This is a genomic window from Streptomyces sp. M41(2017), assembly GCF_002078175.1.
Lineage (GTDB): Bacteria > Actinomycetota > Actinomycetes > Streptomycetales > Streptomycetaceae > Streptomyces.
This window is the reverse complement of the sequence record NZ_MWFK01000001.1, coordinates 2372290-2389205: the sequence shown is the minus strand read 5'-3', so window position 1 is coordinate 2389205 and position 16916 is coordinate 2372290. Positions and strand designations below refer to the sequence as shown.

General features: G+C 71.5%; 9 protein-coding genes and 1 tRNA gene. All 10 read right to left on the bottom strand.

Annotation, left to right across the window (positions count from 1 at the left end):
* Positions 1-73: 73 nt before the first annotated feature.
* Positions 74-147, bottom strand: a tRNA-Thr gene (locus tag B0675_RS10505).
* Between the two features lie 107 nt (positions 148-254).
* On the bottom strand, positions 255-1838 hold the full coding sequence (locus tag B0675_RS10500) for an alpha/beta hydrolase (protein ID WP_081218547.1): 1584 nt from the start codon (positions 1836-1838) through the stop codon (positions 255-257).
* A gap of 275 nt (positions 1839-2113) precedes the next feature.
* Positions 2114-3319: a DNA polymerase III subunit delta' gene (locus B0675_RS10495; RefSeq protein WP_081218546.1), complete on the bottom strand. Its 1206-nt coding sequence runs from the start codon at positions 3317-3319 to the stop codon at positions 2114-2116.
* Between the two features lie 260 nt (positions 3320-3579).
* Positions 3580-6951: a dTMP kinase gene (gene tmk / locus B0675_RS10490; RefSeq protein WP_081218545.1), complete on the bottom strand. Its 3372-nt coding sequence runs from the start codon at positions 6949-6951 to the stop codon at positions 3580-3582.
* Between the two features lie 295 nt (positions 6952-7246).
* Positions 7247-10060, bottom strand: a complete 2814-nt coding sequence (topA, locus tag B0675_RS10485; protein ID WP_081218544.1) for a type I DNA topoisomerase — start codon at positions 10058-10060, stop codon at positions 7247-7249.
* Positions 10061-10331: 271 nt separating this feature from the next.
* Positions 10332-10529, bottom strand: coding sequence for a hypothetical protein (locus tag B0675_RS10480; RefSeq protein ID WP_081218543.1), 198 nt, complete (start codon positions 10527-10529; stop codon positions 10332-10334).
* 459 nt (positions 10530-10988) lie between these two features.
* Positions 10989-12518 carry a class I SAM-dependent methyltransferase gene (locus B0675_RS10475; RefSeq protein ID WP_241539747.1) on the bottom strand — a complete coding sequence of 510 codons (1530 nt, stop codon included), beginning with the start codon at positions 12516-12518 and terminating at the stop codon, positions 10989-10991.
* A 270-nt stretch (positions 12519-12788) separates the two neighbouring features.
* On the bottom strand, positions 12789-13379 hold the full coding sequence (locus B0675_RS10470; RefSeq protein ID WP_081218542.1) for a small secreted protein: 591 nt from the start codon (positions 13377-13379) through the stop codon (positions 12789-12791).
* A 228-nt stretch (positions 13380-13607) separates the two neighbouring features.
* Positions 13608-16016, bottom strand: a complete 2409-nt coding sequence (locus B0675_RS10465) for a sodium-translocating pyrophosphatase (protein WP_081218541.1) — start codon at positions 16014-16016, stop codon at positions 13608-13610.
* A gap of 424 nt (positions 16017-16440) precedes the next feature.
* Entirely contained in the window at positions 16441-16878 is a 438-nt protein-coding gene (locus B0675_RS10460; RefSeq protein ID WP_081218540.1) for an ATP-binding protein, read from the bottom strand.
* Positions 16879-16916: the final 38 nt, after the last annotated feature.

Sequence of the window (16916 nt, the reverse complement as noted above, 5' to 3'; positions counted from 1 at the left end):
AGAAGACCCGATCTCCCAGCTCCAGACAACAGAAAAGCCCAGGTCAGCGGTGTCTGACCCGGGCTTTCACAAGAGCCGCCTTCGGGATTCGAACCCGAGACCTACGCATTACGAGTGCGTTGCTCTGGCCATCTGAGCTAAGGCGGCGCGCTGCCCACACCTATGGTGCGATCAGCAACGCGGTAAGTCTACACAGTTTCGAGGGGTGCTCCGCACACCCCCCGAGGCCTCCGGGGAGTGCGGGTGCAACAGGGCTATGAGCAGCGCTTTCCCTTCTCCGGAGGGGTCCCCTGGAGGAGGTAGCGGTCGATCGCGGAGTCGATGCAGGCGCTGCCTCGGCCGTACGCGGTGTGCCCGTCGCCGACGTAGGTGAGGAGGGTCGCGGAGGAGAGCTGGGAGGCGAGGGACTTCGCCCACGGGTACGGGGTCGCCGGGTCCCGGGTGGTGCCGACGACGAGGATCGGGGCCGCGCCCTTCGCCTCGATGCGGTGCGGTTCCCCGGTGTTCTTCACAGGCCAGTAGGCGCAGTTCAGGGAGGCCCAGGCCAGCCCCTCGCCGAAGACGGGGGACGCCTTCTCGAAGGAGGGCAGCGCCTCCTCCACCTGGTCCGGCGTGGAGAAGGCGGCGGGCAGGTCGAGACAGTTCACGGCGGCGTTGGCGAACATGAGGTTCGCGTACTTCCCGTCGGCGTCCCGCTCGTAGTAGCTGTCGGAGAGGGCGAGCAGGCCCGCGCCGTCCTTCTCCTTCATCGCGGAGGTGAGCGCGTCACGCAGCTGCGGCCACGCCGACTCGTCGTACATCGCCGCGATCACCCCGGTCGTCGCGAGCGCCTCGCCGACCTTGCGGCCGTCCGCGTCGCCCGCCGGGATCGGCGTCTTGTCGAGCTGCTGGAAGAACGCCTTCAGGTTCCGGCCCACCTCGTCCGGACCCGTGCCCGCGTCACCCAGCGGGCAGTCGCTGTGCCGGACGCAGTCCTTCGCGAAGGACTGGAACGCCGTCTCGAACCCCGCCGTCTGCTCCTCGTTGAGCTTGCGCGCGGTCAGGGACGGGTCGAGTGCGCCGTCCAGCACGAGCCGGCCCGCGCGCTCCGGGTAGAGACCCGCGTACGTGGCCCCCAGGAACGTCCCGTACGACGCCCCCACGTAGTTCAGCTTCTGGTCGCCGAGGACCGCCCGGAGGATGTCCATGTCCCGGGCCGCCTCCACGGTGGAGACGTGCCGCAGCAGTTCGGGCGACCGCTCGCCGCAGCCCTCCGCGAACTTCTTGTACGCGGCGACCAGTTGGTCCGTCTCCCGGCCGTCGTCCGGCGTGCTGTCGGTCTGGGTGTACGTGTCCATCTCGGGGCCGGTGAGGCACTCGACCGGCTCGCTGCGGGCCACACCCCGCGGGTCGACCGCGACCATGTCGTAGCGGGCGCGGACGTCCGCCGGATACCCGATGCCGGCGTACGACTGGAGGTAGCCGATCGCCGAGCCGCCGGGGCCGCCCGGGTTGACCAGGAGCGAGCCGAGGCGCTTGCCCGGGCCCGTGGCCTTCTTGCGGGACACCGCCAGTCGCACGTCACCGGCGTCCGGCTTCGCGTAGTCGAGGGGCGCCTTCATCGTGGCGCACTCGAAGCCGGGAACACCGCAGCTGCGCCAGTTCAGCTTCTGCGTGTAGTACGGCGACAGCGCCGCCGGAGTGGCCCGCGGCAGCGCGGTCAGCACCGCGTCCGCCTTCGCGGCCGTCGCCGTGGAACTCCCGGAGGAGCAGGCGGAGATGAGCAGCGCCGCGGCGGCCAGCAGCACGCCGCTCGCACGGAGGGGTCGGGTCGGCCGGGAGGTGCGCCTCAGGTCCATCTCGCGAGCGTAACCGTGCGCGATCAATTGATCACCTTCAGTCGCCTGTGCGGCTCGTACGAGTGACTCGGTCAACCTGTCACCGGATGCGGCACCCCCGACCGGGCGGAGCGGACGGCCGCCGCCGTCACACGGGGCGGCCTTTGTCCCGTGACCGGGGTTGCCTCTCGGCACGTGGAGAGACCTCTACGGGGCGGCGGCCCGACCGGCGCCGGGCCGCCCCCTGTCCGCGGAACGGGTGCCCGAGGGAACCCGGCCCGTCCGCGTGACCCGGCTCAGCCCGCCCGCAGCGCCATCGTCATCGCCTCCACCGCGAGCAGCGGTGCGACATTGCGGTCGAGTGCCTCGCGGCACGCGGCGATCGCGTCGATGCGGCGCAGGGTCGACTCCGGCGAACTGCCGCGGGCCAGCCGCTCCAGCGTGTCCCCCGCCTCCGCGTTGGCGATGGCCAGGCGGGAGCCGAGCTGCAGCGCCAGCACGTCGCGGTAGAACATGGTGAGGTCGATCAGCGCCAGGTCGAGGCTGTCGCGCTGCGTACGCGTTCTTCGGCGCTTCTGCCGGTCCTCCAGCTCCTTCATGACGCCCGCCGTACCCCGTGGCATCCGGCCGCCCTGCGCCGCGCCGAGCGCCGTCTTCAGGTCCTCGGTCTCCTTGACGTCCACTTCCTCGGCGAGCTGCTTCGCGTCCTCCGAGGCCGTGTCGATCAGCTCCTGAGCCGCTTTCAGACAACCGCCGACGTCGTCGATCCGCATCGGGAGCTTGAGGACCGCGGCCCGGCGCCGGCGGGCGCTCGGGTCGGTGGCGAGGCGACGGGCCCGCCCGATGTGCCCCTGGGTCGCGCGCGCGGCGACGGCCGCCACGTCGGGCTCCACGCCGTCACGCCGTACGAGGATGTCGGCGACCGCCTCGACCGGTGGGGTGCGCAGGGTGAGCAGCCGGCAGCGGGAGCGGATGGTGGGCAGCACGTCCTCGATGGACGGCGCGCACAGGAGCCAGACCGTACGCGGGGCGGGCTCCTCGACGGCCTTCAGCAGGACGTTGCCCGCGCCCTCCGTGAGGCGGTCCGCGTCCTCGAGCACGATGACCTGCCAGCGGCCGACGGCCGGGGACAACTGCGCGCGGCGGACCAGCTCGCGGGTCTCCTTGACGCCGATGGAGAGCAGGTCGGTGCGGACGATCTGCACGTCGGCGTGGGTGCCGACCAGGCTCGTGTGACAGCCGTCGCAGAACCCGCAGCCGGGGACTCCGCCCAGCGCGCGGTCGGGGCTGACGCACTGCAACGCGGCCGCGAAGGCGCGCGCCGCGGTGGAACGGCCCGAACCGGGCGGGCCGGTGAACAGCCAGGCGTGGGTCATCTTGGACGCCTCGGGGACCGGGGTCCGCGCCGTGACGGCCGTGACGAGGGCGTCGGCGTCCCGGGCAGCGGCGGCGAGCTGCTCGCTCACCTTCTCCTGGCCCACCAGGTCGTCCCACACAGGCATGGGGCCCGCCCTTCCGTCGCGTTTTGTCGTGCGTCGTCCATTGTGCGGGTCCCCACCGACAATCGGCCCCGGCGGTCCGATGCCGGCGCCCGAAGCCTGCCGCCTCCGCACTGCACCCGGGCGCGACGCAACGCGAGACGGCCCGCCGCGGGACACACAGAACCGCAACGGCCGGAGCCGCCGGCCCCGGCGGGTTCCAGGTGCGTACGTTCCCGCACCCACCACCGGCCGGGGTCTGGCGGCAGGGCTTCTGCCCGGTCCTACCGGCGGCGCCTGCCGCGTCCCTCGTCCCGGTCGTCCTCGTCGCGCGGGCCGAGCAGTTCGTCGGCCAGGGTCGGGAGGTCGTCGAGCGGGGTCTCCTCGGCCCAGTCGGAGCGGGGCCGGCGCCGGGGGGTGCCCGTCTCGTCCACCTGAGGCAGTTCACGCGTGCGGTCGACGGAACTCTCGGGCTCCTGGCCCGGCGTCGACGCCGGCCGCTCGTCGCGGAAGAAGCCCCGGGGCATCCGGTCGGCCGGAGCACCGGACGCCGCGTCGGCCGAAGCGTCCGCACCCCGGTCCCGTACCGGAGGAAGCACCGCTGTCTCGTCGGCCGCGCCCGGGGTGACGGGCGGCAGTACCGCGGTCTCGTCCGCCGCGCGGTCCGGCGTCGGCGGCTTGGGCAGGGTGGCCGTCTCCTCGACGTCGCGCCGCGGCTCCTTGCGGGACGTCGAACGCGCCCCGGAGCCGCCACGGTCGGTGTCGGTGTCGGCGTCCGGTCGTACCGCGCGCAGCACGGCCGTCTCGTCCGTCGGCCGCGCGGCCGACGGATCGGGCACGACGGGCGTGGGCACCGTCGTCTCGTTGTCGGGCACCGGAGCCGGTGCGGTGCGCGAGGACCTGGGGGCGGTCTGCCCGGACCCGGACGCCGACGCGTCCGCGGCCTCGTCGGTCCGGCCCGTGCCGGCACCGGAACCGGTCCGGGTCGTGCCACCGGCCGGCGCACCGGTCCCGAAGCCCGCTCCGGTCCTCGACGCCGCGGAACCGGCCGAAGCCGCCGCGGCTGCCGAGGCGGCCGCCGCGTCCGCGGCGAGCTGCCGGGCCTGCTCGGCCCGCAGCAGCGCCTCTTCGGCCTTGCGCTGCTTCTCCAGGCGACGCTCCTCGGCCTCGGCCCGCAGGCGTGCCTCCTCCTCGGCCTGCCGGCGCAGACGCTCCTGCTCGGCGGCGCGGGCCTGCTCCTCCGCGAGCTTGCGGACCCGCTCCTCCTCGGCGCGACGGCGGGACTCCTCGGCACGCTGCCGGGCCTCCTCCGCCTGCCGCTCGGCCTCGCGCCGCTGCGCCTCCTCCAGCTCGCGCCGCTTGCGCTCCTCCTCCTCGGCGCGCAGCTTCGCGAGCTGCTCCTGACGCTCGCGCTCCTGGCGCTCCTCCTCGGCCTTGCGGGCGGCCTCGGCCTCGGCCTTGCGGCGGGCCTCCTCCTCGGCGGCCTTGCGCGCCTCCTCCTGGGCCTTCACCTCGGCCTCGGAGAGGGGCAGCATCATGTCGAGCCGGTGCCGGACGACCGTGGTGACGGCCTCGGGCTCCTGGGCCGCGTCGACCACCAGGTAGCGGCCCGGGTCGGCGGCGGCGAGCGTGAGGAAACCGGACCGCACGCGCGTGTGGAACTCCAGCGGCTCCGACTCCAGACGGTCGGGCGCCTCGGTGAACCGCTCGCGGGCGGCTTCCGGCGACACGTCCAGCAGCACCGTCAGGTGCGGGACGAGACCGGCGGTCGCCCACCGGTTGATCCGGGCGATCTCCGTCGGCGACAGGTCGCGGCCCGCGCCCTGGTAAGCGACGGAGGAGTCGATGTAGCGGTCGGAGATGACGACCGCGCCGCGCTCCAGCGCGGGCCGCACCACCGTGTCGACGTGCTCCGCGCGGTCGGCCGCGTACAGCAGCGCCTCCGCGCGGTGCGAGAGTCCGGCGGACGACACGTCGAGAAGGATCGAGCGCAGCCGCTTGCCGACGGGAGTGGCGCCCGGTTCGCGGGTGACCACGACCTCGTGACCCTTGCCGCGGATCCAGTCGGCGAGTGCCTGGGCCTGCGTCGACTTGCCCGCTCCGTCGCCGCCCTCCAGGGCGATGAAGAAGCCGTTCGTCGTGGGCACCTCGTCCGGATCGTCGCCGCCGCGCAGCGCGTCCAGCAGGTCCTTGCGCAGCGGCACCCCGGAACGGTCGTCGACCTTCGCGAGCACCACGGCGGCGACGGGCAGCAGCAGCGCGCCGACCAGCATCAGGGTGAAGGCGGCGCCGCCGTGCGCGAAGACGAACTTGCCGTTCTCCAGGCGGTGCGGACCGATGGCGGCGGCCACCAGGGGCGCGACGATCGCGCCGGCCCCCACGAAGAGCCGTACGACGGCGTGCAGGTGCTCGGTGGTCCGGGCGCGCCGGAACTCCTCGGTCTCCTGGTCGAGCAGGGCGTGCCCGGTGTTGGCGGCGACGCCCGCGCCGACGCCCGCGAAGGCGACGATCAGCAGCACGGTGGTGACGTCCGGGACGAGTCCGGCGGCCAGCAGCGCGACGCCGGTGAAGGCGATCGCGAGGGCCAGCAGGCGGCGCCGGGACAGCGACGGCAGCAGCGAGGGCGCCGTGCGGATACCGGCGACGACACCGCCGGTCAGGGCCAGCACGAGCAGGCCGTAGGTCACCGGTCCGCCGCCGAGGTCCTTGGCCTCCAGGACGGCGACGGCGACGGCGGCCGAAACGGCTCCGGCGACCGCGGCACAGGCCGGCACCAGGAGCGGGATCGCGCCGGTGCGGCCCTTGTCGACGCCGGTGCCGGTCTTCGGGCGGCGCAGTCCTTCGAGCGGCGACCGCGCGCGCGGAGTGCGGACGTCGGGCAGTTCGAGGAAGGTGACGACGGAGAGGCAGGCCGCGAAGAGGCCGGCCGCGACGTACGAGGCGAGGGCGGCCTGGTGCTGGTCGAACCAGTCGATCCCGGCGCCCAGCAGGTTGCTGACGAGGGAGACGACGACCAGGGTGGCGGCCGCGGCGGGCACCGAGACGAACGCCGTGCGCAGCGACAGCCGCCGCAGTGCGTCCATGTGGTCGGGCAGCGGGCGCACCGTGGCGCCCTCCAGCGGCGGCGCGGGCAGCAGCGCGGGGGCCGCGCCCTCCCGGCACACCGACCAGAACCGCTCGGCGACTCCGGCCACGAAGGCGATGACCAGCAGGACGGCGAGGGCGTTGTCCGGGGTCCAGTCGATCCACATCGGCGCGACGATGAGGAGGGCGGCCCGCAGACCGTCCGCTCCGAGCATGGTCCAGCGCCGGTCGAGGAGACCGTCCGGTGAGGTCAGGGTGGTCAGGGGGCCCAGGAGTACGGCTCCGAAGAGCAGCGTCGCGAGGACGCGTGCCCCGAAGACGGCCGCCACGGCGAGGGCCGCTCCGCGGTAGCCACCGCCGAAGGAGCCCTCGGAGATCGCCGCCTGCAGGGCGAGGACGACCAGGACGAGCAGGGCGAGCACGTCCGCGACACCTCCCACAAGGTGCGCGCTCCACAACCGCTTCAACTGCGGTTGGCGCAACAGCGCGCGCACGGCGCGCTCGCGTGAATCCGCGACCAGGGCGTCGTCGGGGGCCGGATTGTGGGCCGTTGGCTGCTCGGCTCGCGTCATCCCGCCAGCCTATCCGGACCCACTGACTCCCCGAAGGGGTGCCCGAACATACGGACGCCCCCGGACCTTTCGGTCCGGGGGCGCACCTGCTCTGACCTGGGCGGAAAGCCTGTGAACACCGCCGGGTCGCGGAAAGTTCACGGGCCGTGGAGCTTGGCTTCGTCGCTCCGGCGGCGGGACCCGCCGGGCCGGCCGACCGAGTCGGCCGCACCCTTCGGACGTTTCCGGATTCGGCTGGTTTCCACCGGTCCCGACCGAGTTCGGCCGCGTCGGCCGGCTTCGGGCCGAGGCCGGCTCAGCCTTCGGAGGCCGCCGTCTTCTTCGCGGCGGTCTTCTTGGCGGGCGCCTTCTTGGCGGCCGTCTTCGCGGTCGTCGTCTTCTTCGCGGCCGTCTTCTTGGCCGGGGCCTTCTTGGCGGTCGCCTTCTTGGCCGGTGCCTTCTTCGCGGTCTTCTTCGCCGGACCCTTGGCGCGCTTCTCGGCGAGCAGCTCGTAGCCGCGCTCCGGCGTGATGCCCTCGACGCTGTCGTCGGACCGCAGGGTCGCGTTCGTCTCGCCGTCGGTCACGTACGGACCGAAGCGGCCGTCCTTGACCACGACGGGCTTCTGGCTGACCGGGTCCTCGCCCAGCTCCTTGAGCGGCGGCTTGGCGGCCGCGCGGCCCCGCTGCTTGGGCTGGGAGTAGATCTCCAGCGCCTCTTCCAGCGTGATGGTGAAGAGCTGGTCCTCGGCCGTGAGCGACCGCGAGTCCGTGCCCTTCTTCAGGTACGGGCCGTACCGGCCGTTCTGCGCGGTGATCTCGACACCCTCGGCGTCCTTGCCGACGACGCGCGGAAGGGACATCAGCTTGAGGGCGTCCTCGAGCGTCACCGTGTCGAGCGCCATCGACTTGAACAGCGAAGCGGTCCGCGGCTTCACGGCGTTCTTGCCCGTCTTCGGGGTGCCCTCGGGGAGCACCTCGGTGACGTACGGGCCGTAGCGGCCGTCCCTGGCGATGATCTGGTGACCCGACTGCGGGTCGGCACCCAGCTCGAAGTCGCCGCTCGGCTTGGCGAGCAGTTCCTCGGCGAGCTCGATGGTCAGCTCGTCCGGTGCCAGGTCCTCCGGCACGTCGGCGCGCTGGTGGTTCTCGGAGTCCTTCTCGCCACGCTCGACGTACGGGCCGTAGCGGCCGACGCGGAGCACCACGTCGTTACCGACCGGGAAGGACGACACCTCGCGGGCGTCGATGGCGCCCAGGTCCGTGACGAGCTCCTTGAGGCCGCCCAGGTGGTCGCCGTCGCCGTTGCCGGCCTCGGCGGCGCCACTCGCGTCGCCCTCGCCGAAGTAGAACCGCCTCAGCCACGGCACGGCCTTGGCCTCGCCCCGCGCGATGCGGTCGAGGTCGTCCTCCATCTTGGCCGTGAAGTCGTAGTCGACGAGCCGTCCGAAGTGCTTCTCCAGAAGGTTGACCACGGCGAACGACAGGAAGGACGGCACGAGGGCCGTGCCCTTCTTGAAGACGTAACCGCGGTCGAGGATCGTGCCGATGATCGACGCGTACGTCGACGGGCGGCCGATCTCGCGCTCTTCGAGCTCCTTGACCAGCGAGGCCTCGGTGTAGCGGGCCGGCGGCTTGGTGGCGTGGCCGTCGACCGTGATCTCCTCGGCCGACAGCGGGTCGCCCTCACTGACCTGCGGGAGACGGCGCTCACGGTCGTCGAGCTCGGCGTTCGGGTCGTCCGCGCCCTCGACGTACGCCTTGAGGAAGCCGTGGAAGGTGATCGTCTTGCCGGACGCGCTGAACTCGGCGTCCCGGCCGTCCGAGGACCTGCCGGCGATCTTGACGGTGACGGAGTTGCCGACCGCGTCCTTCATCTGCGAGGCGACGGTCCGCTTCCAGATCAGCTCGTACAGCTTGAACTGGTCGCCCGTCAGGCCCGTCTCCGCCGGGGTGCGGAAACGATCACCCGAGGGACGGATCGCCTCGTGCGCCTCCTGCGCGTTCTTGACCTTCCCGGCGTACGTGCGCGGCTGGGCCGGCAGGTAGTCGGCGCCGTACAGCTGCGTGACCTGGGCGCGGGCGGCGCCGATCGCGGTGTCGGACAGGGTCGTGGAGTCCGTACGCATATAGGTGATGAAGCCGTTCTCGTACAGCTTCTGGGCCACCTGCATGGTCGCCTTCGCGCCGAAGCCCAGCTTGCGCGAGGCCTCCTGCTGGAGCGTGGTCGTACGGAACGGCGCGTAGGGCGAGCGGCGGTACGGCTTGGACTCGACCGAGCGGACCGCGAAGTTCGTGTCCTGGAGGGCCGCGGCGAGCGCGCGGGCGTTCGTCTCGTCCAGGTGGAGCGTGTTCGCGCCCTTGATCTGGCCGAGCGAGTCGAAGTCGCGGCCCTGGGCGACGCGCTTGCCGTCGACCGAGGTCAGACGGGCGACCAGGTTGGACGGGTCGCTCGCGTCCCCGGCGCGGCCGGTGCCGAAGGTGCCGGTCAGGTCCCAGTACTCGGCGGAACGGAAGGCGATGCGCTCGCGCTCCCGCTCGACGACGAGCCGGGTCGCCACGGACTGCACACGGCCCGCCGACAGGCGCGGCATGACCTTCTTCCACAGGACCGGCGAGACCTCGTAGCCGTAGAGGCGGTCGAGGATGCGGCGGGTCTCCTGGGCGTCGACCATGCGCTTGTTGAGCTCGCGCGGGTTGGCGACGGCGCTGCGGATCGCGTCCTTGGTGATCTCGTGGAAGACCATCCGGTGGACGGGAACCTTGGGCTTCAGGACCTCCAGGAGGTGCCACGCGATGGCTTCGCCCTCGCGGTCCTCATCGGTGGCGAGGAAGAGTTCGTCGGAGTCCTTCAGCAGGTCCTTGAGCTTCTTGACCTGGGCCTTCTTGTCGGCGTTGACCACGTAGATCGGCTGGAAGTCGTTCTCTACGTCGACGCCGAGGCGGCGGACCTCACCCGTGTACTTCTCGGGCACCTCCGCGGCGCCGTTGGGGAGGTCACGGATGTGCCCGACGCTCGCTTCGACGACATAGCCGGGGCCGAGATAGCCCTTGATCGTCTTCGCCTTGGCAGGCGACTCGACGATGACGAGTCGGCGGCCGCCGTGTGCGGTGTCGCTGGTCGGGGACAACTTCGCTCTTCTCTCCGGTCGACGCGGTGCTCCCCGGGGGCTCGGCTCCCGAGGGGTCGGGTCATGCTGACGCTGCGGAGTGTGACGGTACATCCCGCCCCCGTGTCAAACGGGAAAAGCCCGCAACGGCCACTCGAACGGTAACCCGACTACCGCCATTCCTGCCGCCCGGAGTGCCGACCAGCTCTTTCGGGCCCATCCGGAGCGTAACTTCCCAGTTACCGAAGTCGTGCTCCTCACGCGCGTTGTCCCTCGCGCGTGAGGGATTCTCTCAGAGTCGGGTGAAGCACCACATTCCGACCAGGAGCGCCACCGCTCCGGCGAGAGTCGCGAGGGCCGCCGATGCGACGCGGTTCACACCGTGGGCCACCGGCTCGCCCTGCCGCAGCCGGATCCCGGTCCAGGCCAGCAGCCCGCCCCCGAACAGGGCGAACACCACCCCTGTGAAGATCGTCGGTCCGCTTTCCATGGATCTGCCCTTCCGCCCCGAGCCCGGACTCGGGAGGCTGACACGTCCCGGCGACACCGACGCGAACCCACGGTGAACGCACGGCGACCGCCGCCCGCGCCGGGCCTCGACCCGGACCGTACCGAGCCTCGCCCGCGCCCCGTGCGGGCCTCGACCGGGCCTCCGCTTGCCCGGCGTGGCCCCCACCGCCGCCGCCCGGTGCAGGCCGTGCCCGTCGCGGCGACCGGCCGACCGGCACCGAAGGGCCGGCGGGGCCGTCCCCCGCCCGCACCAGCCGACCCGGTCGAGGTTGGCCGGTTCCGCGTCCTGAGCGAGCCGGAGAGCCGCAGTCCCAGGAGGCGGAACGGCGAGGCGCCGTCCGGCCGCCCCGGGCCGGGGCGCCCCCCGGCCGCGCCGGCCCGAGGCGCCGCCCAGCCGCGCCGGCCCGCTCCGGGCCGTTCGCCGGCTCCGCCTCTCCCGCTACTCCGCCGGCTCCAAGAACCCCTGCTCCACCAGGAGCCGGATCTGCGCGGGCGTCCGGTCGCGCAGCAACACCGGATCCTCGCCGACCAGTTGGGCGATGGCGTCGAGAATCCGCCCGGCGCTCAGCGTGCCGTCGCACACACCGGCGAAGCCCGCGCCGACCGTGTCCACTTTGGTGGCTCTGCGCATCCCGCGGTGCTGACGCAGCACCACATGCTCCGGGTCCTCGGCGCCGGGCAGACCGACCTGCTCCTGCACGACCTCCGTCACGAGCCTGAAGTGTCCGGCGAGCAGGCCGGCGTCGTCGTGCGCCCGCAGGTAGTCGACCCGGTCGAAGTGGGCGCGCACGGTCTCGCCGAGCGGCTGCTCCACCGAGTGCGGCCACTCCTCGACGGTGATCGACGGCTCCGCGGCGGCCGTCCTGCGCAGGGTGATCCAGCCGAAGCCGACGGCCTTCACCTTGCGTGCCTCGAACTCGTCCAGCCACGCGTCGTAGAGCGCCTGGTACTCCGCCGGGTCGGAGCGGTGGTCTCCGGCGTCGCGGAGCCACAACTCCGCGTACTGCGTGACGTCCTGGACCTCCCGCTGGACGATCCACGCGTCACAGCCACGCGGCACCCACGAGCGCAGCCGGTCCTGCCAGTCCTCGCCCTCCACGTGCTGCCAGTTGGCCAGGAACTGGGCGTACCCCCCTTCGTTCAGCCGGTTCCCCGACTCCTGAACGAGCGTGCGGCACAGATCGTCCCCGGCCATGCCGCCGTCGCGGTACGTGAGGCGGGCGGCGGGCGAGATGACGAAGGGCGGGTTCGACACGATCAGGTCGTACGTCTCGTCGGCGCGGAGCGGCTCGAAGAGGGAGCCCTCGCGCAGGTCGGCGGCGGGTGCGCCGGAGAGGGCGAGGGTCAGCGCGGTGATGTGCAGGGCACGGGGGTTCAGGTCGGTCGCCGTCACGCGCGTGGCGTGCTGCGCGACGTGCAGGGCCTGGATCCCGGAGCCGGTGCCGAGGTCGAGCGCGGAGTCGACGGGCGTGCGGACGGTGATGCCGGCCAGCGTCGTGGACGCGCCGCCCACACCGAGGACGACACCTTCCTCCCGGCTGCCGATGCCACCGGCGCCGCCGACGGCGCACCCGAGGTCGGACACGATGAACCAGTCCTCGCCGTCGAGCCCGCCGTAGGGGCGGATGTCGACGGTCGCGGCCACCTCGTCCTCGCCGGCCGGGGTCAGCCAGCCGCTCTCCAGCGCGTCCTCGACGGGCAGCACGTCGGCCACCCGCGCGCGGGGCACGGGCTGCTGGAGCAGGAAGAGCCGGACGAGGGTCTCCAGCGGTGTGTCGCCCCGGGTCGCCCGGAGGGCGGGAACGGTCTCGCTGCGTGCCAGCGCCGCGTAGGCGGGGGCGCCGAGCAGGTCGAGGAGTCCGTCGGCGGTGAAGGAAGCGCCGAGCAGGGCGCTCCGGAGCCGGGCGGCGACGTCGGCACGGTCGGACGAGGGCAAGGGTGACAGGCTGCTGTGACTCACGCCTCCCATTGTGTCCGCTGTCGTCCGCGGGCACCCACACCTGTGGACAGCGCTCTGCCCGCGCCTGTGGACAACCCCGCAGAGCCCTCTGCCCCAAGCACCCACGGCCGCCAAGGCGCCTCGGGAGTCGTCGAACGCGGCACGCCGAGAGCATCGGGCTCTCGGCGTGGTGTCGCGCGCGGAAGGCTTGCGCCCTGCCGGTCGGTCCTGCGGGACGGTCGGGGTCGGCCCCGGCGGCTTCCGGGGACGCCGACGCCCGCCGGGCCGACCGCGAGTGGCTCAGCCCTGGGTGGCCGCCGGGCTCCCCGAGGCGGTCTTGCAGCTCTCCTGCTGCGACATCGCCTTGCCCACGTCGCCCTCCTCCAGCTTCTTCAGCGCGTCGTTCCCGCTCTGGCTCAGCTTGTCGAGCTGGGTGGCCACGTCCTTGAGACCGTCGGCGAACTTGGCCTGGTCCTTGGTGTTGAGCTTGTCGACCTGCTTCTTGAGGTCGGCGTACGACGCGGAGATGCCCTTGAGTTCCTTGACCGCGTTGGTCTGCTTCGCCTTGCCGTCGTCGACGTCCGGGGGTCCGGCGTTGTCGACGGCGGTGCCGATCGCCTCGTAGGCGTCGGACATGTCCTGGAAGGCCTTCGCGTCCGTCTTCTGGACGGCTTCCGGCGTGCTGTTGTCCGAGGTCTGCTTCTGGATCGCGGCGTTCGCGTCCTCGATCTTCTGCGCCTGCGGCTTCACCGCGTCACAGACCTGCTTGGCCCAGGAGTCCAGCTTGTCGTTGCCGTCGTCGCTGCTGCATCCGGACAGCGCGAGTACCAGTACCGCACCGCCGGACAGTGCGGCCGCGAGCTTCTTGTTCACCGGTTTGGTCCCTTCCATGGCTCTCGGCCCCGGAACATACACGTCAAGTGGGTGACACCAGTATGCCGAATGTCCGCTTAGAAACTTATTGAAGCCATTTGCACCAAGCGAGAGAAGGCTCACGGCATCGAAGTGAACACACACAGGGCGGGCGTACGACGTGTCAACACACGCCGTGCGCCCGCCCGTTGAACCCGCCCCCACCTGGCACTCGGCTCAGTGCCGCGGCAGGGACGGAACCGTGCGCTACGAAACCGCCGCCGGATCCGCCGACTTGGCGGCTCCGTCGTTGTCGTCCTCCTCATCGCCCATGGCGATCCCACGCCGCTTGGACATGTAGACGGAGCCCGCGATCACAAGGAAGGCGAGGATCGCGATGAACACCCTTACACCGACGCTCTTGTCGTCGCCGTACGAGAACTTGACGATGGCCGGAGCGATCAGCAGCGACACCAGGTTCATGACCTTCAGCAGCGGGTTGATCGCCGGCCCCGCCGTGTCCTTGAAGGGGTCGCCGACCGTGTCGCCGATCACGGTGGCGGCGTGGGCCTCACTGCCCTTGCCGCCGTGGTGCCCGTCCTCGACGAGCTTCTTGGCGTTGTCCCAGGCGCCGCCGGAGTTGGCGAGGAAGACGGCCATGAGCGTGCCGGTGCCGATCGCGCCCGCGAGGAACGAGCCGAGCGCCCCGACGCCGAGCGTGAACCCGATGGCGATCGGCGTGAGCACCGCGAGCAGACCCGGGGTCGCCAGCTCGCGCAGCGCGTCCTTGGTGCAGATGTCGACGACGCGCCCGTACTCGGGCTTCTCGCTGTAGTCCATGATCCCGGGGTGCTCGCGGAACTGCCGCCGCACCTCGTAGACCACGGCACCCGCGGACCGCGACACCGCGTTGATCGCCAGCCCCGAGAAGAGGAAGACGACCGCGGCGCCCGCGATGAGACCCACCAGGTTGTTGGGCTGCGAGATGTCCATCATCAGGTTCATCGGCGCGCCCGGTCCGGAGACCTTCTCCCCCACGTCGCTCGCCGCCGTGGTGATCGCGTCACGGTACGAGCCGAAGAGGGCCGAGGCGGCGAGGACCGCGGTGGCGATGGCGATGCCCTTGGTGATGGCCTTGGTGGTGTTGCCGACGGCGTCCAGGTCGGTGAGCACCTGAGCGCCCGCGCCCTCGACGTCGCCGGACATCTCGGCGATGCCCTGCGCGTTGTCGGAGACCGGCCCGAAGGTGTCCATCGCGACGATGACGCCGACGGTGGTCAGCAGGCCGGTTCCGGCGAGCGCGACCGCGAACAGCGCCAGCATGATCGACGTACCGCCGAGCAGGAACGCCCCGTACACGCCGAGGCCGATCAACAGGGCGGTGTAGACGGCCGATTCGAGACCGATGGAGATGCCGGCGAGGACGACGGTGGCCGCGCCGGTCAGGGAACTCTTGCCGATGTCCCGCACGGGACGGCGGCTGGTCTCGGTGAAGTAGCCGGTCAACTGCTGGATGAGCGCGGCCAGCACGATGCCGATCGCGACGGCGACGACCGCGAGGACACGCGGGTCGCCGCCCTTGGCCTTGATCGCCGCGTCCGTGACACCGTCCAGGTCGCCGTAGGAGCCGGGCAGGTAGATGTAGACGGCCAGGGCGACGAGCACCAGGGAGATCACCGCGGAGATGAAGAACCCGCGGTTGATCGCGGACATGCCGCTGCGGTCCGAGCGGCGGGGCGCCACCGCGAAGATGCCGACCATCGCGGTGAGGACACCGATCGCGGGCACGATCAGCGGGAACGCGAGCCCGGCGTCACCGAACGCCACCTTGCCGAGGATCAGCGCGGCGACGAGCGTGACGGCGTAGGACTCGAACAGGTCGGCGGCCATACCCGCGCAGTCGCCGACGTTGTCGCCCACGTTGTCGGCGATGGTCGCGGCATTACGGGGGTCGTCCTCCGGAATGCCCTGCTCGACCTTGCCGACCAGGTCGGCGCCGACGTCGGCGGCCTTGGTGAAGATGCCGCCGCCGACACGCATGAACATGGCGATCAGCGCCGCGCCGAGACCGAAGCCCTCCAGGACCTTCGGCGCGTCGGCCGCGTACACGAGCACCACACAGGAGGCGCCCAGCAGACCGAGCCCCACCGTGAACATGCCGACGACGCCACCGGTACGGAAAGCGATCTTCATGGCTTTGTGCGAGACCGCGGTGAGATCCTTTTCGGGCTCACCCTCTGCCGGGGTCGCTTCCCGCGCGGCGGCGGCCACGCGGACATTGCTCCGAACGGCGAGCCACATACCGATATAGCCGGTGGTCGCCGAGAATGCCGCGCCGATCAGGAAGAAGATCGATCGCCCGGCGCGCTGATTCCAGTCGTCCGCGGGAAGCAGGATGAGCAGGAAGAACACCACGGCGGCGAATACGCCGAGCGTGCGCATCTGGCGTCCCAGGTAGGCATTGGCACCCTCCTGGATCGCCTTCGCGATCTCCTTCATGCTGTCGGTTCCCTCGCCGGCCGCGAGAACCTGGCGCACCAGGATCCCGGCGACCACGAGCGCCGCCAGCGCGACGACGGCGATGACCACCACGATGAGGCGGTTCCCGTCCGTCAGTACCGCGGCTGCGAGGGTTGTGGGGTGGTCAAACTGCTGAGGGGTAGAAAGCCCCGCCATTCGTCCTCCTTGACGCTTGGGCTGAGCTCAAGATGTGGACGGATTGTAGGTACCGGAACCTGATCAAAACAGTGCGCGGTAAGCGGAAATAATCTTCACGTACTCTTCAGCAAATGATCGTCGGGCGCCACAGGACCCGAATGCAGTAATGCCCCTGAGCCATTGACTCACGATCCGGATATCACCCGCCCGATCGTGAATGAATTCACGAAACGCCGTAATCGATCATCCATATGGGCGCCCAGGTGCCGCGTACTGCTGTTTCACACGTCGCGGACGTGACGGAAGAGCCGCGGGAGAAACCGGGGGCGGCGCGGAGCAGGGGTGCCGTGCGCGCGTCGGGCGCGCCGTTCGCGACCCCGGACATGCCGAAGGGCCCCACCGAGTAGGGCCCTTCGGGGCAAGAAAAAAAGAGCGGCGGTTGTCAGGTAAGAGCCACGGCCGGCGGCGTGGTGGGCCAGCTCATCCTGATCAGTCCGCCGTGCTCTCCGGCGATGACTTCCACGTCGTCCACGAGACCGCTGATGACCGCGAGGCCCATCTCGTCCTCCTCGGTCTCCACGTCCGGGCCGCCGGAAGCGGCGCCGGACGCCGCTCCACCGGGCACCGAACCGGGCGCCTCGTCACCGACCTCGATGGAGAACTGCTTCTCCTCCTCGATCAGCGACACATGCACCGGCGCCGAGATACCGCCGCTCTGGTGCAGCCCGACGGCACGGGAGCAGGCCTCGCCGACAGCGAGCCTGACCTCGTCGAGTACGGCCTCGTCCACTCCGGCCCTGCGCGCCACCGCTGCCGCCACCAGTCGGGCGGTCCTGACGTGCTCGGGCAGCGCGCTGAAGCGGAGTTCAACGGTGGCCATGCATCCCCCTCTGAACTACGGGCGTGCTGTCAGGAGGC

Excerpts from the sequence above, each read along its gene's own strand:
- B0675_RS10475 (WP_241539747.1), bottom strand. The coding sequence starts at position 12,518 with ATGGGAGGCGTGAGTCACAGCAGCCTGTCACCCTTGCCCTCGTCCGAC.
- B0675_RS10480 (WP_081218543.1), bottom strand. The coding sequence starts at position 10,529 with ATGGAAAGCGGACCGACGATCTTCACAGGGGTGGTGTTCGCCCTGTTC.
- B0675_RS10465 (WP_081218541.1), bottom strand. The coding sequence starts at position 16,016 with ATGGCGGGGCTTTCTACCCCTCAGCAGTTTGACCACCCCACAACCCTC.
- B0675_RS10495 (WP_081218546.1), bottom strand. The coding sequence starts at position 3,319 with ATGCCTGTGTGGGACGACCTGGTGGGCCAGGAGAAGGTGAGCGAGCAG.
- tmk (WP_081218545.1), bottom strand. The coding sequence starts at position 6,951 with ATGACGCGAGCCGAGCAGCCAACGGCCCACAATCCGGCCCCCGACGAC.
- B0675_RS10460 (WP_081218540.1), bottom strand. The coding sequence starts at position 16,878 with ATGGCCACCGTTGAACTCCGCTTCAGCGCGCTGCCCGAGCACGTCAGG.
- B0675_RS10470 (WP_081218542.1), bottom strand. The coding sequence starts at position 13,379 with ATGGAAGGGACCAAACCGGTGAACAAGAAGCTCGCGGCCGCACTGTCC.
- B0675_RS10500 (WP_081218547.1), bottom strand. The coding sequence starts at position 1,838 with ATGGACCTGAGGCGCACCTCCCGGCCGACCCGACCCCTCCGTGCGAGC.